Source organism: Burkholderia sp. 4M9327F10 (assembly GCF_005503145.1).
GTDB lineage: Bacteria > Pseudomonadota > Gammaproteobacteria > Burkholderiales > Burkholderiaceae > Paraburkholderia.
On sequence record NZ_SCNV01000007.1, the window covers coordinates 157333 to 176776 of the forward strand.

General features: G+C 65.2%; 19 protein-coding genes. 16 read left to right on the plus strand and 3 right to left on the minus strand.

All coding sequences use genetic code 11. From position 1 onward, the window contains the following. The first annotated feature begins 60 nt into the window (after positions 1 to 60). The 16 genes from FFS45_RS10120 (at position 61) to FFS45_RS10195 (ending at position 17171) form a co-directional block, all read left to right on the plus strand. Complete coding sequence (locus FFS45_RS10120) at positions 61 to 840, plus strand: SDR family oxidoreductase (RefSeq protein WP_137954500.1); 780 nt, start codon at positions 61 to 63, stop codon at positions 838 to 840. Positions 841 to 915: 75 nt separating this feature from the next. Then, positions 916 to 1305, plus strand: coding sequence for a methylglyoxal synthase (locus FFS45_RS10125; RefSeq protein ID WP_137954501.1), 390 nt, complete (start codon positions 916 to 918; stop codon positions 1303 to 1305). Between the two features lie 59 nt (positions 1306 to 1364). Further along, entirely contained in the window at positions 1365 to 2339 is a 975-nt protein-coding gene (locus tag FFS45_RS10130; RefSeq protein ID WP_137954580.1) for a quinone oxidoreductase, read from the plus strand. A 287-nt stretch (positions 2340 to 2626) separates the two neighbouring features. Then, positions 2627 to 2740, plus strand: a complete 114-nt coding sequence (locus FFS45_RS10135) for a hypothetical protein (protein WP_063495261.1) — start codon at positions 2627 to 2629, stop codon at positions 2738 to 2740. Continuing rightward, positions 2737 to 2829, plus strand: a complete 93-nt coding sequence (kdpF, locus tag FFS45_RS10140; RefSeq protein ID WP_007175651.1) for a K(+)-transporting ATPase subunit F — start codon at positions 2737 to 2739, stop codon at positions 2827 to 2829. Before FFS45_RS10135 ends, kdpF begins: the two co-directional genes overlap by 4 nt. Continuing rightward, positions 2826 to 4631, plus strand: a complete 1806-nt coding sequence (gene kdpA, locus FFS45_RS10145; protein WP_137954502.1) for a potassium-transporting ATPase subunit KdpA — start codon at positions 2826 to 2828, stop codon at positions 4629 to 4631. The genes kdpF and kdpA overlap by 4 nt, the downstream gene beginning before the upstream one ends. A gap of 44 nt (positions 4632 to 4675) precedes the next feature. After that, entirely contained in the window at positions 4676 to 6760 is a 2085-nt protein-coding gene (kdpB, locus tag FFS45_RS10150) for a potassium-transporting ATPase subunit KdpB (protein ID WP_137954503.1), read from the plus strand. A gap of 51 nt (positions 6761 to 6811) precedes the next feature. Beyond that, a complete protein-coding gene (gene kdpC / locus FFS45_RS10155; RefSeq protein WP_137954581.1) occupies positions 6812 to 7390 on the plus strand; it encodes a potassium-transporting ATPase subunit KdpC in 579 nt (192 codons plus the stop codon). 252 nt (positions 7391 to 7642) lie between these two features. Continuing rightward, positions 7643 to 10525, plus strand: a complete 2883-nt coding sequence (locus FFS45_RS10160; protein WP_137954504.1) for a DUF4118 domain-containing protein — start codon at positions 7643 to 7645, stop codon at positions 10523 to 10525. Further along, positions 10518 to 11216, plus strand: a complete 699-nt coding sequence (gene kdpE, locus FFS45_RS10165; protein WP_137954505.1) for a two-component system response regulator KdpE — start codon at positions 10518 to 10520, stop codon at positions 11214 to 11216. The genes FFS45_RS10160 and kdpE overlap by 8 nt, the downstream gene beginning before the upstream one ends. Before the next feature lie 96 nt (positions 11217 to 11312). After that, positions 11313 to 11633 (plus strand): quaternary ammonium compound efflux SMR transporter SugE, encoded by a 321-nt coding sequence (gene sugE, locus FFS45_RS10170; protein ID WP_090688075.1) that lies wholly within the window; start codon positions 11313 to 11315, stop codon positions 11631 to 11633. Positions 11634 to 11919: 286 nt separating this feature from the next. Beyond that, entirely contained in the window at positions 11920 to 12531 is a 612-nt protein-coding gene (locus FFS45_RS10175; RefSeq protein ID WP_137954506.1) for a DUF4126 domain-containing protein, read from the plus strand. Next, the gene (locus tag FFS45_RS10180) at positions 12528 to 15122 is read left to right on the plus strand and encodes an FtsX-like permease family protein (RefSeq protein ID WP_171029619.1); all 2595 of its coding nucleotides are present in this window, start codon (positions 12528 to 12530) and stop codon (positions 15120 to 15122) included. Before FFS45_RS10175 ends, FFS45_RS10180 begins: the two co-directional genes overlap by 4 nt. Before the next feature lie 86 nt (positions 15123 to 15208). Beyond that, the gene (locus tag FFS45_RS10185; protein WP_137954507.1) at positions 15209 to 15619 is read left to right on the plus strand and encodes a group II truncated hemoglobin; all 411 of its coding nucleotides are present in this window, start codon (positions 15209 to 15211) and stop codon (positions 15617 to 15619) included. Positions 15620 to 15807: 188 nt separating this feature from the next. After that, complete coding sequence (locus tag FFS45_RS10190; RefSeq protein ID WP_137954508.1) at positions 15808 to 16539, plus strand: alanyl-tRNA editing protein; 732 nt, start codon at positions 15808 to 15810, stop codon at positions 16537 to 16539. After that, positions 16536 to 17171 carry a DUF924 family protein gene (locus FFS45_RS10195; protein ID WP_137954509.1) on the plus strand — a complete coding sequence of 212 codons (636 nt, stop codon included), beginning with the start codon at positions 16536 to 16538 and terminating at the stop codon, positions 17169 to 17171. Before FFS45_RS10190 ends, FFS45_RS10195 begins: the two co-directional genes overlap by 4 nt. 35 nt (positions 17172 to 17206) lie before the next feature. Here FFS45_RS10195 and FFS45_RS10200 read toward each other — a convergent pair whose 3' ends face one another. From FFS45_RS10200 to FFS45_RS10210, 3 genes are read right to left on the minus strand one after another with little or no spacing between them, the layout of a single operon-like run. Next, complete coding sequence (locus FFS45_RS10200; protein WP_137954510.1) at positions 17207 to 17953, minus strand: SDR family oxidoreductase; 747 nt, start codon at positions 17951 to 17953, stop codon at positions 17207 to 17209. A 55-nt stretch (positions 17954 to 18008) separates the two neighbouring features. Then, positions 18009 to 18593, minus strand: coding sequence for a TIGR00730 family Rossman fold protein (locus FFS45_RS10205; RefSeq protein WP_137954511.1), 585 nt, complete (start codon positions 18591 to 18593; stop codon positions 18009 to 18011). A 2-nt stretch (positions 18594 to 18595) separates the two neighbouring features. Continuing rightward, a complete protein-coding gene (locus FFS45_RS10210) occupies positions 18596 to 19321 on the minus strand; it encodes a TetR/AcrR family transcriptional regulator (RefSeq protein ID WP_137954512.1) in 726 nt (241 codons plus the stop codon). Positions 19322 to 19444: the final 123 nt, after the last annotated feature.

Below are 19444 nucleotides of genomic sequence, written 5' to 3' on the forward strand. Positions count from 1 at the left end.
GTCGCAGGCCGGCGCGAGCATGCTCGCAAACGGGAACAGAATCGGAAAAAGGACAGACACATGGACATGGGAATCGCAGGACGCACCGCGCTGGTTTGCGCGGCGAGCAAGGGATTGGGGCGCGGCTGTGCGGAGGCGCTGGCGGCCGAGGGCGTGAATCTGGTGATCGTCGCGCGTACGGCTGAAACGCTTGAAGCAACCGCCGCCGCCATCCGCGCGCAAAGCGGCGTCGAGGTCAAGACCGTCGCCTGCGACATCACCACGCCGGAAGGCCGCGCCGCGGCGCTCGCCGCCTGTCCGCAACCGGACATCCTCGTCAACAACGCGGGCGGGCCGCCGCCCGGCGATTTCCGCAAGTTCACCCATGACGACTGGATTCGCGCGCTCGAAGCCAACATGCTGACGCCGATCGAGCTGATCCGCTCGACCATCGATCACATGAGCGCGCAGGGCTTCGGCCGGATCGTCAATATCACCAGCTCGGCGGTGAAGGCGCCGATCGACGTGCTGGGCCTCTCGAACGGCGCGCGCTCGGGGCTGACGGGTTTTGTCGCCGGCCTCGCCCGCAAGGTGGCGCGCGACGGCGTGACGGTCAACAACCTGCTGCCTGGACTGTTCGATACGGATCGCATCGCCGTCACCTTCGATGCCCAGGCCAAGGCGCAGCAGATCTCCGTCGAGGACGCCCGCAAGCAGCGCATGGCGACGATCCCGGCAGGGCGCTTCGGCACCAGCGATGAATTCGGCCGCGCCTGTGCGTTTTTGTGCAGCGTGCATGCTGGTTACATCACGGGGCAGAACTGGCTGATCGACGGCGGCACCTATCCGGGGACGTTCTGAACGGACCCGCTCCGGGGACGCCGCGGCGTCCCCCCATAACCACAACAACACCCAGGCATCTGGAGTCTTACGTCAATGACCACCCGCATCGCGCTGATCGCGCACGACCATAAAAAAGACGCCATCGTCCAGCTCGCCGGCGATTACGCCGACACGCTCCGGCGCTGCGAACTCGTCGCCACCGGCACGACCGGTACGCGGATTGCCGAGGCGCATGGGCTGAATGTCGAAAGAATGCTTTCCGGCCCGCATGGCGGCGACCTGCAGATCGGCGCGCAACTGGCCGAGGGCCATGTCGACATGGTGATCTTCCTGCGCGACCCGATGACGCCGCAGCCGCACGAACCGGACATCAACGCGCTGGTGCGCGCATGCGATGTCCATAACGTGCCGTGCGCGACCAACATCTCGACTGCGCGCATGATTCTCGACGTGCTGACCCTGCGGCTCGCCGAGAAGGTCTGAGCCGCCCCGGCAGTGCGGCGCCCGGAAGAAACTGTTCAATCAATAACGAGGGAGACATGATGGTCAAGGCAATCCGTTACGACAAGACCGGCGGCCCCGAGGTCATGAAGTGGGTCGACGTCGAGGTGGGCGAGCCGGGCAACGGCGAGATCCGTATCAGGCAGCATGCGGTGGGCCTGAACTACATTGATATCTATTTCCGCACCGGCCTCTACCCGCAGCCTCTGCCTGGCGGGCTCGGCATGGAGGCGGCCGGCGAGGTGACGGCAGTGGGTGCGGGCGTCACGGGCTTGCAGGTGGGCGACCGTGTCGCCTATGTGGCGCGCCCGCCCGGCGCCTATATCCAGGAGCGGCTGCTGCCGGCCGCTCACGCCGTCAAGCTGCCCGATGCGTTGAGCTATGAAGAGGGTGCTTCGGTGATGCTGCAAGGGCTGACCGCGCAATATCTGCTGCGCCGGACCTACCCGGTGAAAGCGGGCGATACGATCCTGATCCAGGCCGCGGCCGGCGGCGTCGGCCTGCTGGTCTGTCAGTGGGCGAAGGCGCTGGGCGCGACGGTGATCGGCACAGTCGGCTCGGACGAAAAGGCCGAAATTGCAAGCGCTCACGGCTGCGATCATGCAATCGTCTACACCCGCGAGAACTTCACCAGACGGGTGCGCGAGATCACCCATGGCGCGGGCGTGCCAGTGGTATACGACTCGATCGGCAAGGACACATTTACGGCTTCGCTCGACTGCCTCGCGCCGCTCGGCATGTTCGTGAGCTTCGGCAATGCATCGGGCCCGCTGCCGCCCGTCGACTCGTCGGAGTTCGCGGGACGCGGCTCGCTGTTCTTCACCCGGCCGACGCTGTTCACCTACATCGCCAAACGCAGCGACTACGAAGCGATGGCGGCGGAACTGTTCGACATGCTGGTGTCGGGCAAGGTCAAGACCAGCATCAACCAGCGCTACGCGCTCGAGGATGCCGCCACGGCGCATATCGAGCTGGCCGCGCGCCGCACCACCGGTTCGACGATCCTGTTGCCTTAAGCGCGCAATAGCGGGTATGCAGGCGTCCCGGCAAGCGGCCCGATACCCCCGATACCCCCGACACCTTTACCCGGGCCCATAAAAATTCCGCGCTGCAACAGGGCCCGCGCGGACCCCGCCATTCCCCGCAGCGCCCCGCCCGACAAGCCTGAGGCCGTTCCGCACCAGCCGGAACGGCCTTTTTCGTTTACGCGTTTTTTATATCGCCTCTCCTATCTTTGACCAGGCCTTTACGCAGTTCGGCATAACGTTCTACCCATCCAAAGTCCGCTACTGGAGAACACAAAATGGATGTGCTGTACGTCGGGGGGATGGTGCTATTTGCAGCGCTGACCTTTGCTTTGATTGCCGGCTGCGAGAAGTTGATGCAGTTCCGGCGTGGCCAGGGAGCACGCTCATGACCTGGATTCTGTGGTTATCGGGCGCGGCTACCGCGCTGCTGTTCGTCTACCTCGTCTATGCGCTGCTGCGCGCGGAGGACATTGAATGAACTCGAACAATGTCCTGCAAATAGTTATTTTCCTGGTCGTGCTGCTCGCGGGCGCCGTGCCGGTTGCCCGTTACCTCACTGGCGTGATGGATGGCACTTCGCGCGTGGTTCGCTTCGGCGGCCCGCTCGAGCGCCTGCTGTACCGTATCGCCGGGGTGGACGAAACGAAGGAAATGAACTGGAAGCACTACGCCATCGCCACGGTTGCGTTCAACGTGCTCGGCGTGCTGTTCCTGTACCTCCTGTTGCGTATCCAGGGCTGGCTGCCGGGCAACCCGCAGCAGTTCGGCGCGATGTCGGTCGACAGCGCTTTCAATACGGCTGTCAGCTTCGTCACCAACACGAACTGGCAGGATTACACGCCTGAGCAGACCGCTGGCTATCTGACACAGATGCTCGGCCTGACGGTGCAGAACTTCCTGTCCGCTGCCACCGGGATCGTGGTCGTGATCGCGCTGATCCGCGGCTTCGCGCGCCATACGGCGCAGACCATCGGCAACTTCTGGGTCGATCTGACCCGTGTCACGCTGTACGTGTTGCTGCCGATGGCCGCCATCGTCGCTGCGTTGCTGATGAGCCAGGGCGTGATCCAGAACTTCAAGTCGTATCAGGACGTGCCGACGCTGCAAACCACGACCTATGCGGCACCGAAGCTCGATGCGCAAGGCAACCCGGTGAAGGACGCGAAGGGTAACGCGGTGACGGTCGACACCAAGGCGACGACGCAGACCATCGCCATGGGCCCGGTGGCGTCGCAGGAAGCGATCAAGATGCTCGGCACCAACGGTGGCGGCTTCTTCAACGCGAACTCGGCACACCCGTACGAAAACCCGACGCCGTTCAGCAACTTCCTGCAGATCTTCGCAATGCTGATCATCCCGGCGGCGCTCGCCCTGGTGTTCGGCCGCATGGTCATGGACCGCAAGCAGGGTATTGCCGTGCTCGCTGTGATGACGATTGCATTCGCCGCCTGCGTGGTGGGTGAAGTCAGCGCGGAGCAGGCCGGCAATCCGACCTTGGCCTCGCTGAACGTCGACCAGTCCGCCAGTGCGTTGCAGTCGGGCGGCAACATGGAAGGCAAGGAAACGCGCTTCGGTATCGCGCAGTCGGGCATCTTCACGATCGCCACGACGGCGGCATCGTGCGGTGCGGTGGACAACACGCACGACTCGCTGACGCCGCTCGGCGGCCTGTATCCGATGCTGCTGATCCAGTTGGGCGAAGTGATCTTCGGCGGGGTGGGCTCCGGTATGTACGGGATGCTCGTGTTCGCGATGCTCGCCGTCTTCGTGGCAGGCCTGATGATCGGCCGCACGCCTGAGTACGTCGGCAAGAAGATTGAAGCGTATGAGATGAAGATGGTGTCGATCGTCGTGCTGCTCACGCCGCTGCTGGTGCTGGTGGGTACCTCGATCGCGGTGCTGACCGATGCGGGTAAGGCGGGTATCGCCAACCCCGGTCCGCACGGCTTCTCGGAAATTCTCTACGCGTTCAGCTCGGCTGCGAACAACAACGGTAGCGCGTTTGCCGGCCTGACGGTAAGCACGCCGTTCTACAACTGGTTGACCGCGATTGCCATGTGGTTTGGCCGCTTCGGCTCGCTGATTCCGGTGCTGGCGATTGCCGGTTCGCTGGCAGCCAAGAAGCGCCTGGCTGTCACCGGTGGCACGCTGCCCACGCATGGTCCGCTGTTTGTGGTGCTGCTGCTTGGCACCGTGCTGCTCGTCGGCGCACTGACTTATGTGCCTGCGCTCGCTCTCGGCCCCGGCGTCGAACATCTGATGATGATCGCCGGCCATTGATAACTGGTCAATGAGACGGGCAATTCGAGAAAAACGAGGATTCAATGACTGAACATAATGCAACGCGGTCCATGTTCGATCCGGCGCTAGTGCGCCCGGCGATCGTGGACTCATTCAAGAAACTCACGCCACGCACGCAGTTCCGTAACCCGGTGATGTTCTGCGTGTACGTCGGCAGCATCCTGACGACGATCCTCTGGATCGCCGCGCTGGGCGGCCAGGCCGAAGCGCCTGCGGGGTTCATCCTCGCGGTTGCGCTGTGGCTGTGGTTCACGGTGCTCTTCGCCAACTTCGCGGAAGCGCTCGCTGAAGGCCGTTCCAAGGCCCAGGCTGCGTCGCTGCGCAGTGCGAAGAAAGACGTGATGGCCAAGAAGCTCAACGAGCCGCATCCGAAGGCGCCGATCCGCATCATGACGGCGTCCGACCTGCGCAAGGGCGACGTCGTGCTGGTCGAAACCGGCGACGTGATCCCGGCCGACGGCGAAGTGATCGAAGGTGTGGCGTCGGTGGACGAATCGGCGATTACCGGCGAATCCGCACCGGTGATCCGCGAATCGGGCGGCGACTTTTCGTCGGTGACGGGCGGCACGCGCGTGCTGTCGGATTGGATCGTCGTGCGCGTCACGGCCAATCCGGGCGAAGCCTTCCTCGACCGCATGATTGCGATGGTCGAAGGCGCGAAGCGTCAAAAGACGCCGAACGAAATCGCCCTGACGATTCTGCTGGTCGCGCTGACGATCGTGATGCTGCTCGCAACCGCGACGCTGCTGCCGTTCTCGATGTTCTCGGTCGAAGCCGTCAAGGCTGGCCATGTGGTGAGCATCACCGCGCTCGTCGCACTGCTGGTGTGCCTGATTCCGACCACCATCGGCGGCCTGCTGTCGGCCATCGGCGTGGCCGGTATGAGCCGCATGATGCAGGCCAACGTGATTGCCACGTCGGGCCGTGCTGTGGAAGCGGCCGGTGACGTCGACGTGCTGCTGCTCGACAAGACCGGCACGATCACGCTCGGCAACCGTCAGGCTTCGACCTTCGTACCGGCGCCGGGCGTGACCGAAGAAGCGCTCGCCGATGCTGCGCAACTGTCTTCGCTGTCGGACGAAACGCCGGAAGGCCGCAGTATCGTCGTGCTCGCCAAGCAGCGCTTTAACATTCGCGCTCGCGACATGGCTTCGCTGCACGCCGTGTTCCTCGCCTTTACTGCGCAGACGCGCATGAGCGGTGTGGACCTGCCGGGCCGTGAGATCCGCAAAGGCGCTGCCGATGCGGTCAAGAGCTACGTCGAAACCAACGGCGGCCGTTACCCGGCTGAAGTGAACAACGCTGTCGCCGAAGTGGCGCGCCGCGGCAGCACGCCGCTGGTGGTGGCCGAGAAGGGCGAGCAGGGTGCACGCGTGCTCGGCGTGATCGAGTTGAAGGACATCGTCAAGGGCGGCATCAAGGAGCGTTTCGCCGAACTGCGCAAGATGGGTATCAAGACCGTCATGGTGACGGGCGATAACCGTCTGACGGCAGCCGCGATTGCAGCGGAAGCCGGCGTGGACGACTTCCTCGCGGAAGCGACCCCGGAAGCCAAGCTGACGACGATCCGCGCGCACCAGGCCGAAGGCAAGCTGGTGGCGATGACCGGCGACGGTACCAACGACGCTCCCGCGTTGGCGCAAGCCGACGTGGCCGTGGCGATGAATACCGGCACGCAGGCGGCGAAGGAAGCCGGCAACATGGTCGACCTCGATTCGAACCCGACCAAGCTGATCGAGATTGTCGAGATCGGCAAGCAGATGCTGATGACGCGTGGCTCGCTGACGACGTTCTCGATTGCCAACGACGTCTCCAAGTACTTCGCCATCATTCCGGCTGCGTTCGCGAGCACGTATCCGGCGCTGAACAAGCTGAACGTCATGCATCTGGCCACACCGGCTTCGGCGATCATGTCGGCGGTGATCTTCAACGCACTGATCATCGTGCTGCTGATTCCGCTGGCGCTGAAGGGTGTGAAGTACCGGCCGCTCGGCGCCTCGATCCTGCTGCGCCGCAATCTGCTGGTGTATGGCCTTGGCGGGATCATCGTGCCGTTTATCGGCATCAAGCTGATCGACATGGTGCTGGCCGCGCTCGGCTGGGTTTAACAGGCTGTGTCCGGTGGCGTGCGCCGCCGGACGCGTCCAAAAGGATTGCCAATCATGAAACTTTTTCGCCCGCTTATTGTGATCTTCGTCGTACTGACGGCCATCACGGGACTCGCTTATCCGGCCGTGATGACCGCCATCGGCCAGGCCGCGTTCCACGACCAGGCCAACGGCAGCATGATCGAACAGAACGGCAAGGTGGTCGGCTCGAAGCTGATCGGCCAGCAGTTCGACGCGCCGCAGTACTTCTGGGGCCGTCTGTCGGCCATCAGCCCGAAGCCGTACGACCCGACCAGCTCGGGTGGCTCGAACCTCGGCCCGACCAACCCGGCGTTGTCCGATGAAATCAAGGGCCGTCTGGACGCGTTGAAGGCCGCCGGCACCGACATGTCGAAGCCGGTGCCGATCGACCTCGTGACCTCGTCGGGCAGCGGCCTCGATCCGGAAATCAGCCCGGCTGCGGCAGCTTACCAGGTCGATCGCGTTGCCAAGGCGCGCAAGATGTCCCCGAACGACGTGCAGGCGCTGGTCGAGCGCTACACCACCGGCCGTCAGTTCGGCGTGCTCGGCGAACCGCGCGTCAACGTGCTGGAGTTGAACCTCGCGCTCGACGCCGCGCATCAAGGCTAAGCGGGTGGGGGAAGACGAGGACGGCGCCCACTGTGGCGCCGTCTTTGCCTTTTGTGGCGCGGCGTTTTGTGACGGTCACAATGGTGGCCGCACGCGGTGGCCGCACGTGGTGGCCACAAGCAATGCCCACAAGCGATGCGCACCGGCGGCGGCCGCGATTTGCGATGCAGCCGCGACCGTGCCACCATGTACCTGATGCGGTCGATGTGAACCCACGCCGGCTGGCATCGCATAGAACCATAAGCAGAAAGCATGAACCGACCCGATCCAGACGAGTTGCTCGACAAGCTGCAACGCGACGAAGAGAAACGCCAGCGCGGCAAGCTGAAGATATTCTTCGGTGCGTCGGCCGGGGTGGGCAAGACGTACGCGATGCTGCAGGCCGCGAAGCGCCGCAGCGACGAGGGTGTGGATGTGGTGGTCGGGATTGCCGAGACCCACGGCCGCAGCGAAACCGCGGCGCTGCTCGACGGTCTGGATGTCCTGCCGCTCGCGCATATCGAGTACCGCGGCCGCAAGCTCGCCGAGTTCGATCTCGACGCCGCACTGGCCCGCAAGCCGCAGCTGATCCTCGTCGACGAACTCGCGCATTCGAACGTGCAGGGCGCTCGCCATCTGAAGCGCTGGCAGGACGTCTACGAATTGCTCGACGCGGGCATCGACGTCTACACGACGGTCAACGTCCAGCACCTCGAGAGCCTCAACGACGTGGTCGGGCAGATTACCGGCATCCGCGTCTGGGAGACGGTGCCCGACCGCGTGTTCGACCGCGCCGACGAAGTGACGCTGGTCGACTTGCCGGCCGAGGAACTGCTCGACCGCATGCGCGACGGCAAGGTCTACATGGCGCAGCAGGCCGAACGTGCGGTACGCAATTTCTTCCGCAAGGGCAACCTGATCGCGCTGCGCGAGCTGGCGCTGCGCCGCACCGCCGACCGGGTCGACGCACAGATGCGCGAGTACCGCGCCGACCGCTCGATCCAGCGCATCTGGCAGGCCCGCGAGCGGCTGCTGGTGTGCGTCGGGCCGGGCCCGGAAGCGCCCATCCTGGTGCGCGCGGCGGCCCGTCTGGCCGCCAGTCTGAAAGCCGACTGGCTCGCGGTGTATGTCGAGACACCGAAGCTGCAACGCCTGCCGGACGCGCGCCGCGAGCGCACGCTGAACGCGTTGAAACTCGCCGCCGAGCTCGGCGCGGAAACAGCCACACTCGCGGGCACGGACGCGGTCGCGGCGCTGATCGGTTATGCGCGAGTGCGCAACGTCTCCAAGCTGGTGGCGGGCGCCTCGCCACGCACCGGCCTCGCGCGCTGGCTGCGCCGGCCGCTCGGAGACCGTATCGCAGAGCGTGCCGGCGACCTCGATCTGACCTTGATTCGCGCCGCCTCGGAACGTGAAGGGCCGGAGCGCCACAGCGCGGTCGACGAAGGGGTGAACGCATGGCGCGAGGCGCTCTCGGCCGCGCGCGAGCGCCGTTCGCCGCCGCGCGCGTATGGCTGGGCGCTGAGCATCTGCCTCGGCATCACCGTCATTGCCAGCCAGTTGTTTGCCCATATCGACCTGACCAACCTCGTCATGCTGTATCTGCTCGGCGTGATCTTTACCGCAGTGAGACTGGGGCGCGGGCCGGGGGTGGTGCAGTCGTTCGTGAGCGTGGCGGCCTTCGACTACTTTTTCGTGCCGCCGCGCATGTCGTTCTCGGTGTCGGACACGCAGTATCTGTTGACCTTTTTCAGCATGCTGCTCACCTCGCTGGTGATCAGCCATCTGACCTCGAGCCTGCGCCGCGAGGCGAGCGTCGCGCGGCGCCGCGAGCAGCGCACCGGCGCGATGTATGCGATGGCGCGCGAACTGGCCGCGGCGTTGACGATGGAGCAGATCGTCGGCATCGGCAGCCGTCACGTGAGCGAAGTGTTCGGCGCGCGCGTGGCGATCCTGTTGCCCGATAGCGCGGATCAGGTGAAACAGAAGATCGAGGACCCGGACGCCGCCGTGACCCTTGAAGGCGAGGCGCTCGATATCGACGTGGGCCAGTGGGTGTACGACCAGCAGAAGCCGGCCGGCCGCGGCACCGATACGCTGCCCGCGGCGGCCGCACTGTATCTGCCGCTCAAGGCGCCGATGCGCACGCGCGGCGTGCTGGCGGTGGTGATGCGCGACAAGCACGAACTCGACGTGCCGGAGCAGCAGCGCATGCTCGACGCGTTTGCCGCGCAGATTGCGCTTGCCGTGGAGCGGGTCCACTACGTGGATATTGCTCGCGACGCACTGGTCAACATGGAGTCGGAGCGCTTGCGCAACTCGCTGCTGTCGGCGATTTCGCACGACCTGCGCACACCGCTTACGACGATCGTCGGCTTCTCGTCGATGCTCGCGCAAACCCGCGAAGGCCAGCCGGTCAAGCAGCCCGGCGACGATCTCGTCGAGGCGATCCACGAAGAAGCGCTGCGCATGACGGGCATCGTCACCAACCTGCTCGATATGGCGCGGTTGCAGGCCGGCGGTCTGCAACTGAACCGCCAGTGGTCGCTGCTGGAGGAGACGGTGGGCGCCGCGCTGCGCGCCTGCCGGCGGGTGCTTGCCCGGCATCCGGTGCAGGTGAAACTGCCGGGTGATTTGCCGCTGCTGCAACTCGACGCGGTGCTGATGGAACGGCTCTTTTCGAACCTGTTCGAGAACGCGGCCAAGTACACGCCGGCCGATACACCGCTCACGATCGGCGCGGAGGAGATCGAGGAGGACGGCAAGCCGTTCGTCCGCGTCACCGTCGACGATACCGGTCCGGGCCTGCCGGTCGGCATGGAAGCGCGCGTGTTCGAGAAGTTCACGCGCGGCGAGAAGGAGTCGGCCAAGCCGGGTATCGGTTTGGGTCTCGCGATTTGCCGCGCCATTGTCGAAGCGCACGGCGGTACCATTGGCGCACTGAACCGGATGACGCGCGACGGCCATGTCGAGGGCGCGCGGTTCTGGTTCAACCTGCCGGTGGAAACGCCGCCGCCCGCGCCGGAAGTGCTCGAAGACGAAGCGCAGATGAGCGACGCCGGCGACACGTTGTCGCACGGGGCGTTACCCGAGTTGTCACCTGCGCAGTTAACTGAGTTGCCACCTAAGCAGACTACGAAGCCCACCCATGAGTGACCCAAGCATCACCGTCGTCCTGATCGAAGACGAAAAACAGATTCGCCGTTTCGTGCGTGCCTCGCTCGAAGGCGAGGGCATCGTCGTGCACGATGCCGAGACTGGCAAACAGGGGCTCGTCGAAGCCGCTACGCGCAAACCCGATCTCGTGATCGTCGATCTGGGCCTGCCGGACACCGACGGACTCGACGTGATCCGCGAACTGCGCGGCTGGAGCGACCTGCCGGTGATCGTGCTGTCGGCGCGCACCCAGGAGGCCGAAAAGGTGGCCGCTCTCGACGCCGGCGCCGACGACTACCTGACCAAGCCATTCGGCGTGTCGGAACTGATGGCGCGGATCCGCGCCCACATGCGCCGCCGCAACCAGGGCGGCGCCAACGAGTCGCCGCAGGTGCACTTCGGTGCGGTGACCGTCGACCTGGCGCTGCGCCAGGTGAGCCGCGACGGCGCGGCGGTCCATCTGACGCCGATCGAGTACCGGCTGCTGGCCACCCTCGTGCGGCATGCGGGGCGCGTCTTGACGCACCGCCAGTTGCTGCGTGACGTGTGGGGGCCGTCGCATGTGGAAAGCCACCACTATCTGCGCATCTACATGGCGCATCTGCGGCAGAAACTGGAACGCGATCCGGCGCAGCCCGAGCATATCGTGACCGAAACCGGGGTCGGATACCGGTTGGTCGGCGCAGCCTGAGGGTTTTCCAATCCTGATATAATTACAGATCGTAAGGACGGCCTTACGCATTCGCATCGAACGGGGACGGCCCCATCTAACCCATGGAGTCGTCTCATGTCGTGGATTCTTCTGCTGATTGCCGGTTTGCTCGAAGTCGCGTGGGCGGCCGGTCTCAAAACCTCCGAAGGCTTTACCCGTCTGTGGCCGTCCGTGTTTACGGTCGTGACGGCGCTCGGCAGCTTCGTGCTGCTTGCCATGGCCATGCGCCAGTTGCCGCTCGGCACCGCCTATGCGGTTTGGACCGGGATCGGCGCGGTGGGCGCGTTTATTTTTGGCATCGTCATAATGGGCGAAGCGTTGACGGTGGCACGGGTGGCGAGCGCGGCCCTGATCGTGGTCGGCCTGATCGGACTGAAACTCTCCTCCGGGCATTGACGTAGCGGGTGGACGGCCGTTTTATTGCCCCTCGCGCGGCGGTTTGCGGCACTTCGAGCGCAGTTCCCGGTACGGTGCGCGTCAGCCGTCCACTCCCTGCCACATCCGTCGCATTAGAGCCTCAAATTGCAGTCCGCTCTGCGGTCTGCGAATTAACGTGGCTATAATGAAGTCGATCTCAATTTGAACTTGTCCCGCGTCCGGCTTGGCGCGGGTCTGGCGGCTTCGGCGCGGGGCGTTCCGTTGCTCGAAGCGCGCGGCACGCGCAGCGCGCCTGGAGGCGGCCATGCTTGAACCACTTTCGCTCGCAGCGGGCCTGTCCTGGGGCAGTGGCCTGCGCCTCTATCTCACGGTCCTCGTCGCCGGCGTGTTTGCGCGCCTCGGCCTGATCCACTTGCCCGACACCTTGTCCGCGCTCGCTTCGCCGTGGGTGATCGGGGTCGCCGGGGTTCTGACGGTCGCCGAGTTTCTGGCTGACAAGATCCCCGCGTTCGATTCCCTGTGGGACGCCATCCACACCTTTATCCGGATTCCCGCCGGCGCCGTGCTGGCTGCCGGCGCGCTCGGGCATGCCGATCCGGCACTCCTTACCGTGGCCGCGCTGGCAGGCGGCACGCTTGCCGGCACCGCGCATCTGGCCAAGGCCGGCACGCGCGCACTGATCAATCTGTCACCTGAACCGGTGTCGAATGTCGTGACCTCGACGGCCGAGGACGGGCTTGTGTTCGGCGGCCTGCTGCTGGCGCTCTTCGTGCCCGTGCTGTTCCTGCTGCTGATGGTCGGCTTTCTGATGCTGGCGAGCTGGGCGCTGCCGCGCCTGTGGCGCGGCGTGCAGGGTGGCTTTCGCGGCATGGCGACGCACATGGTGTCGCGCCTCGTCAGGAGCCGGCACGATTGAGCGATCAGGCACGGGTTTCGACTGCGCCGGCAGTGCCGGTTGCACGGGGCGCGCCGAAACGGCGTTTTAACTGGGCTGATCTGTTGCGCCAGGCGGCGCGCATGACCGAGCGCGACTGGCGTGCCGGCGAACTGACCATGCTGCTGCTCGCGCTGGTGCTGGCGGTGGCCGCGCTCTCAAGCGTCGGTTTCCTTGCTGATCGCTTGCACCAGGGACTCGAACGGGATGCCCGGCGCATGATCGGTGCCGATTTCATCGTGCGCGCCGATCACCCCGTCGATCCGCAATTCGTCGCCGAAGCCAAAACGCTCGGTCTGCAGATGGCGACCACCGCCATCTTCCCCAGCATGATCAGTACGATGGACGCGCAGCCCGTCTCGCGGCTGGCGGCGCTCAAGGCCGTGTCGCCGGCGTATCCGCTGCGCGGCGCGTTGCGCATTACGACGGCGCCCGGCGCGCCCGATCATCCCGCACAGGGCATTCCCGCACCCGGCACAGTCTGGGTGGACCAGGCGCTGCTCGACGCGCTGAAAGTGCATGTCGGCGATAGCGTGAAGGTCGGCAATCGCACGTTCAGGATCGGCGCGATCATCACGCGCGAACTGGACCGCGGCTTTGGCTTCGTCAACTTCTCGCCGCGTCTGATGCTGCGCGAGGATGAAGTCGCCTCGACCGGGCTGATCGTGTTCGGCAGCCGTGTCACCTACCGGCTGCTGGTGGCCGGCGCGCGCGAGCCGGTCGAAAAGTTTGCCGCCTTTGCGCATGCGCGCGTCGACGACGGCAAGATGCGCGGGGTCGCACTCGAATCGCTGAAGGATGGCCAGCCGCAGGTGCGCGAGACGCTCGATCGGGCAGGGCATTTCCTGACGCTTGTCTCGTTGCTGACGGCGCTGCTCGCGGCGGTCGCGATTGCGATGGCGGCACACCGCTATATGCGCCGCCATCTCGACGGCTGCGCGGCGATGCGCTGTCTGGGCGTCAGCCAGCGCACGCTGCGCTCGCTGTTCCTGCTGGAGTTCACCGGTCTGGGGCTGATTGGCGGAGCGGTCGGCGTGCTGCTCGGCTATGCCGGACACCTGGCCCTGCTGAGCTGGCTCGGCAGCCTGATCGACGTGGTGCTGCCGTATCCCACCGCGTGGCCCGCGCTCGAGGGCATCGCGGCGGGGCTCGTGCTGTTGCTGGGTTTCGCCTTGCCGCCGTTGCTGCCGTTGACAAGGGTGCCGCCGGTGCGCGTGCTGCGCCGCGAATGGGGCGACGAAGCGCGCACGGCCTGGGCTGCATACGCACTGGGCATCGTGCTGTTTGCGGGGCTTCTGATCGTGGCGGCCGGCGAGCTGAAACTGGGCGGGATCGTGGCCGGCGGGTTTGCCGGCGGCATGCTGGTGTTCGCCGCGATTGCCCGGGTGGCGCTGTGGGCGGGTTCGCGCATCGTCCGCAGCGAGCGCTTTAACCTGGGCATTGGCTGGCGTTACGCGCTGGCTTCGCTCGAGCGGCGCAGCAGCGCGAGCGCGCTGCAGATCACCGCGCTCGGGATCGGCCTGATGTGCCTGTTGCTGATCGCCATGACCCGCAACGACCTCGTGGACGGCTGGCGAAAGTCGACACCGCCCGATGCGCCGAACCAGTTCATCATCGACATTCAGTCCGATCAACGCGCAGGCGTGATGCAGTACCTCACGAGCCACGGCCTGCCCGACGTCGCACTCTCGCCGATGGTGCGCGCCCGTCTGATCTCGATCAACGGCAAGCCGGTCAACCCGGACCAATACAAGAGCGACGACGCCAAGCGTCTCGTCGACCGCGAATTCAACCTGTCCTATACGACGAGCCTGCCCGATGACAATCGCATCGTCGCGGGCAACTGGTACGGCGATACGAAGACGCCGCAGATCTCGATCGAGGAGGGCCTCGCCAAGCTGGTGCACGTGAAGCCCGGCGACACGCTGCGCTTCGACGTGACCGGCCTGCAGATCGACGCGCCCGTGACGAGCGTGCGCAAGCTCGACTGGGGTTCGTTCAAGGTCAACTTTTTCGTGCTGATGCCGCCTGCCGCGCTGCAGGATTTCCCGGCCAGCTACATCACGAGTTTTCACCTGCCGGCGGAGAAGAGCGCGACCATCGACGGCCTGATCGCCGCTTATCCGAACCTCACGGTGATCGACGTCGGCCCGATTCTCGCGCAGATGCAGCGCATGCTGGAGCAGGTGATCGGCGCGGTGCAGTTCCTGTTTGCCTTTACGCTCGCGGCCGGCGTGCTGGTGCTGTACGCGGCGCTCGCCGGCACGCGCGACGAGCGTATGCGAGAATCCGCGCTGCTGCGTGCGCTCGGCGCTTCGCATCAGCAGGTGCGTGCCGTGCAGGTGGCGGAGTTCGTGGCCGTGGGGGCGCTCGCTGGGCTGATGGCTGCGGTGGGTGCGCAGGTGATTGGCTGGCAACTTGCCACGCGGGTGTTTTTCTTCTACCTGAACTTCGACCCCTGGCTGCTGCCGGCCGGTATTGCGGCGGGCGTTGCCTGTGCGGGTGTGGGCGGCTGGCTGAGCTTGCGTCATGTGCTGGCGCGGCCTGCGCTGCAGTCGCTGCGCGATGCGTGAGTGATACATGCGTGGCGCCGTGACGGCATCTCGGCGGTACCACAGCCTTTCTATTTCGATTCCTCTTGCAGATTGCAGTTGACCGTATGACCGATCCAATCGACGAAGCGCCGGCCCAGGCGACGGCCTTCGAACTGGTAGGCGGCGAGGCGCGCGTGCGCGAACTCATCGACCGCTTTTACGACCTGATGGACCTCGAGCCGGAATTCGCGGGTATCCGCGCGTTGCATCCGGCGAGCCTCGACGGTTCGCGCGACAAATTCTTCTGGTTCCTGTGCGGCTGGCTAGGCGGGCCGGACCATTACATCAGCCGCTTCGGCCACCCGCGTCTGCGCGCGCGGCATCTGCCGTTTGCGATTGCGTCGAACGAGCGCGACCAGTGGTTGCGCTGCATGGCGTGGGCGATGGAAGACGTGGGACTCGCGGAGCCGCTGCGCGAACGGCTGCTGCATTCGTTTTTCGAGACTGCGGACTGGATGCGCAACCGTCCCGGTTGAACGGCGCACGCGCCGATTGCGCTCCGTCGCACGCGATCCGCGGCTGCGGCTGTGGCTAATTGGCCCGGCATATCGGCCAATACAGTGACGCTCACGGGTTGCCCGATTGGCCGCCTGGCCAGCTTCCGCGCGGCTTTCCGGGTCGGCATAATGACCTTTTGCAGGACTACTGGAAAGGGAGCCGAACGATGACGACGCGCGCACTTTTTCGCGACGACGCATATCTGACGCAGTGCGAAGCGACGCTCACCGCGATCGACGAGCAGGGTATCCATCTCGATCAGACCGTGTTTTATCCGCTTGGCGGCGGTCAGGCTGGCGATAGCGGGGTGCTGACCCTGGCGGACGGCACACGCGTGGCGATCGCGGATACTCGCAAGGCGAAATTCGAAGGTGCAACGCCGGACGATGCGGTGCACGTGCCCGCGCCGGGGCAAGAAGCGCTGCTTGCGCGTCTTTCGCCGGGTGAGCGGGTCATAGCGGAAATCGACTGGGCGCGCCGCTATCGCCATATGCGCCTGCACACGGCGAGTCATCTGATGTGTGCCGTGCTGCCGTATGCGGTAGACGGCTGCAGCATTACGAGCGAGTACGCACGGCTCGACTTCGCCACGGTCGAGCCGATCGAGCGCGAGCAGGTCGATGCACGGCTCGCCGAGCTGGTTGGCGGGGCGCATGGCGTCCTCACCGAATGGATTACCGACGAGCAAATGGCCGAGCGTCCCGAACTCGTGCGCACGATGAGCGTGAAGCCACCGGTGGGTCTCGGCCGTGTGCGTCTGCTACGCATCGAAAGCGTCGATCTGCAGCCATGCGGCGGCACCCATGTGCGCAATACGCGGGAAATCGGCGCTGTGCGGGTCGCCAAGCTCGAGAAAAAAAGTGCTCGCACGCGCCGGCTGGTGCTCGAGTTGGCATGAGCGGCCCAACGGAATCTGCAACCTATGACGGAGCGGCGGATTACGCCGCGCTCGACGCGCGTGCCCGTGCGGTACTCGACTGCTGGTTCGGCGCGCCGGGGTCCGCAACCTACGGGCAGGACAGAAAAACCTGGTTCGCACGGGACGCCGCGTTCGACACCCTCTTGAGCGAGCGCTTCGGCGCGCTGCACGCGGCAGCCGTGCAAGGCGCGCTGGACGGATGGACCGGCACGCCGCTCGGCGCGTTGGCGCTGGTGATTCTGCTCGATCAGTTCTCGCGCAACCTCTATCGCGGCACAGCGCACGCGTTTTCGGCAGATGAGCAGGCTTTGAGGATTGCCAGGCAAATCGTCGCGAGCGGCGCCGATCTGTTACTGCCAGGCCTGTTTCACCGTGCCTTCGCGTATCTCCCGTTTGAGCACGACGAAACGCTGGCCAGCCAGCACGAGGCGCTTCGTTTATTCAAGCCGTTCGAGGCCGAGGCGGCGGGCGCGAGCTATTACCGCTCGGCAGTGAGGCATGCAGCGGTAATCGAACGCTTTGGGCGGTTCCCGCATCGCAACGTGTTGCTCGGCCGGCCGTCAACGGAAGAAGAGTTGGCGTTCCTGCGCAAACCCGGCTCGTCGTTTTGAGGGCGTTCCGAGCGGCGGGTTGGTTGTACCGCCGCCTAGCGGCCACCGCTCACATCGAGCAGCGCTCCGTTCACATACGAGGCAGCATCGGTCAGCAGCCACACGATGGTCTCGGCCACTTCCTCGGCGCTGCCGGGGCGCCCCAGCGGCGTCTGCGAGCCGAGCACCGCGGCGCGGTCGGGACGGCCACCGCTCGCGTGAATCTCGGTGTCGATCAGACCCGGCCGCACCGCGTTGACCCGCACGCCTTGCGGACCGAGTTCCTTGGCAAGGCCGATGGTCAGGGTGTCGATGGCGCCTTTCGAGCCGGCGTAGTCGACATACTCGTTCGGCGAGCCGAGGCGCGAGGCCGCCGACGACACGTTGACGATCGCACCGCCTTCGCCGCCGCGGTCTTTCGCCATGCGCCGCGCGGCTTCGCGCGCGCAGAGATAGGCGCCCAGCACGTTCACGTCGAACAGGCGCTTCAGGCGCGCGGCGTCCATGTCGGCGAGCGGCATGGACGGGGCAACAATGCCGGCGTTGTTCACCAGCGCGTCGAGCCGCCCGTAGGCTTGCTCGACGGCGTCGAACATGGCGATCACGTCCGCTTCCTGCGCCACGTCGCCCTGGATCACGCGGGCATGGCCGCCGGCGCGGCCCACCTCGGCGGCGGTTTCCTGCGCAGCGGCTTCGTTGTGCGCGTAGTTCACGCCGACCGACCAGCCGCGCGCGCCCAGCAAACGCGCCGTCGCGCGGCCGATGCCGCGGCTTGCGCCGGTAATCAGAACGACTTTTGTCATGGTTGTCTTCCGTCGCGTGGCCCGCTGAGCAGCGCCGGGCGATGCAAAGCGTTGCTTAAACCGCGTCGCGGTTTTCGGCCCATTTGTCTTTCGGCGGTGGCTGATAGGCCCGCAGCTTCGCGATCAGGGCCGCCGGGTCGGCATCGACCTGCAGGATGTCGAAGTAGGTCCGGCGCATGAAGCCTTCCTGCACCGTATGTTCGAGCATCGCGATCAGCGGATCGTAGTAGCCGTCAATGTTCAGAAGCGCGACCGGCTTCTGGTGATAGCCGAGCTGCGCCCATGTGTAGACCTCGAACAGTTCTTCGAGCGTGCCGGCGCCGCCGGGCATGGCCACGAACGCATCCGAGAGGTCCGCCATCATTTTCTTGCGCTGGTGCATGTCGGGCACCACATGCAGTTCGGTCAGGCCGTTGTGGCCGACTTCCTTGTTGACGAGCAGCTCGGGAATCACGCCGATCGCACGGCCGCCGGCGGCCATCACCTGATCGGCGATCACACCCATCAGGCCGACCTTGCCGCCGCCATAAACCAGCGCGAGGCCAGCGTCGACCAGAGCACGGCCGAAGCCGCGCGCGGCTTCGGCGTAGAGCGGTTTGGCTCCGTCGGAGGAGCCGCAGTACACACACACCGACTTCATCTTCAGACGTCCTTCGGTTCGTTGCGAGGCGCGGCGCCTTCCTTGGGCGGCAGGTAGTCGTAGAACTCGCGCTTGGGCAGCTTGCCTGAAATGAGGTCGTCGAAGATCTGCCGCGAGCGGCCGCGCAGGTACGGCGCCATTAGCGAAACGATCTGCACGCTGACCTGGTGCAGTTCGGCGCGGATGGCTTCCTGTTCGTTGTACTTGCGCGGATTCATCACAAACTGGTACGACAGCCAGTACGTGCCGATCACGCCGACGTTGGTTGCAATCACATGCAGCTCGTCGGGCGTCGCCACCATTTCGCCGTCCGCGACCAGCTGGTCGCAGAACTGGCTGGCAAAGCGCACCTTGTGGCTGATGATCTGCTTGAAGTGCGTCTCCAGCGTGCGGTTACGCGCCAGCAGATCGTTCAGGTCGCGGTACAGGAAGCGGTAGCGCCACGTGAAATCGACCATGTACTGCAAGTAGGACCACATCTCATCGATCGTCGCGCGGTGATCGTCGGGAAAGCGCAGACGCTTTTCGATCTCCTGCTCGAACTGGCTGAAGATGCTGTTGATGATGTCGTCTTTGTTGCGGAAGTGGTAGTACAGATTGCCCGGACTGATTTCCATTTCCTCGGCGATCGTCGTGGTGGTGACGTTCGGCTCGCCGATTTCGTTGAAAAGCTTCAACGACAGTTCGAGAATCCGTTCGCGGGTGCGGCGGGGAGGTTTGGCTTCCATGTCGTCCGGCCCTGATAGCGCCGGGGTTGGCCGTGCGGCTGCACGGTCCACCCTGACGCGGTTGGTATGTGAGTGTATCGACCGATTATAAACCGACCGTTCTCATACCAAAGCCCAAGTCAG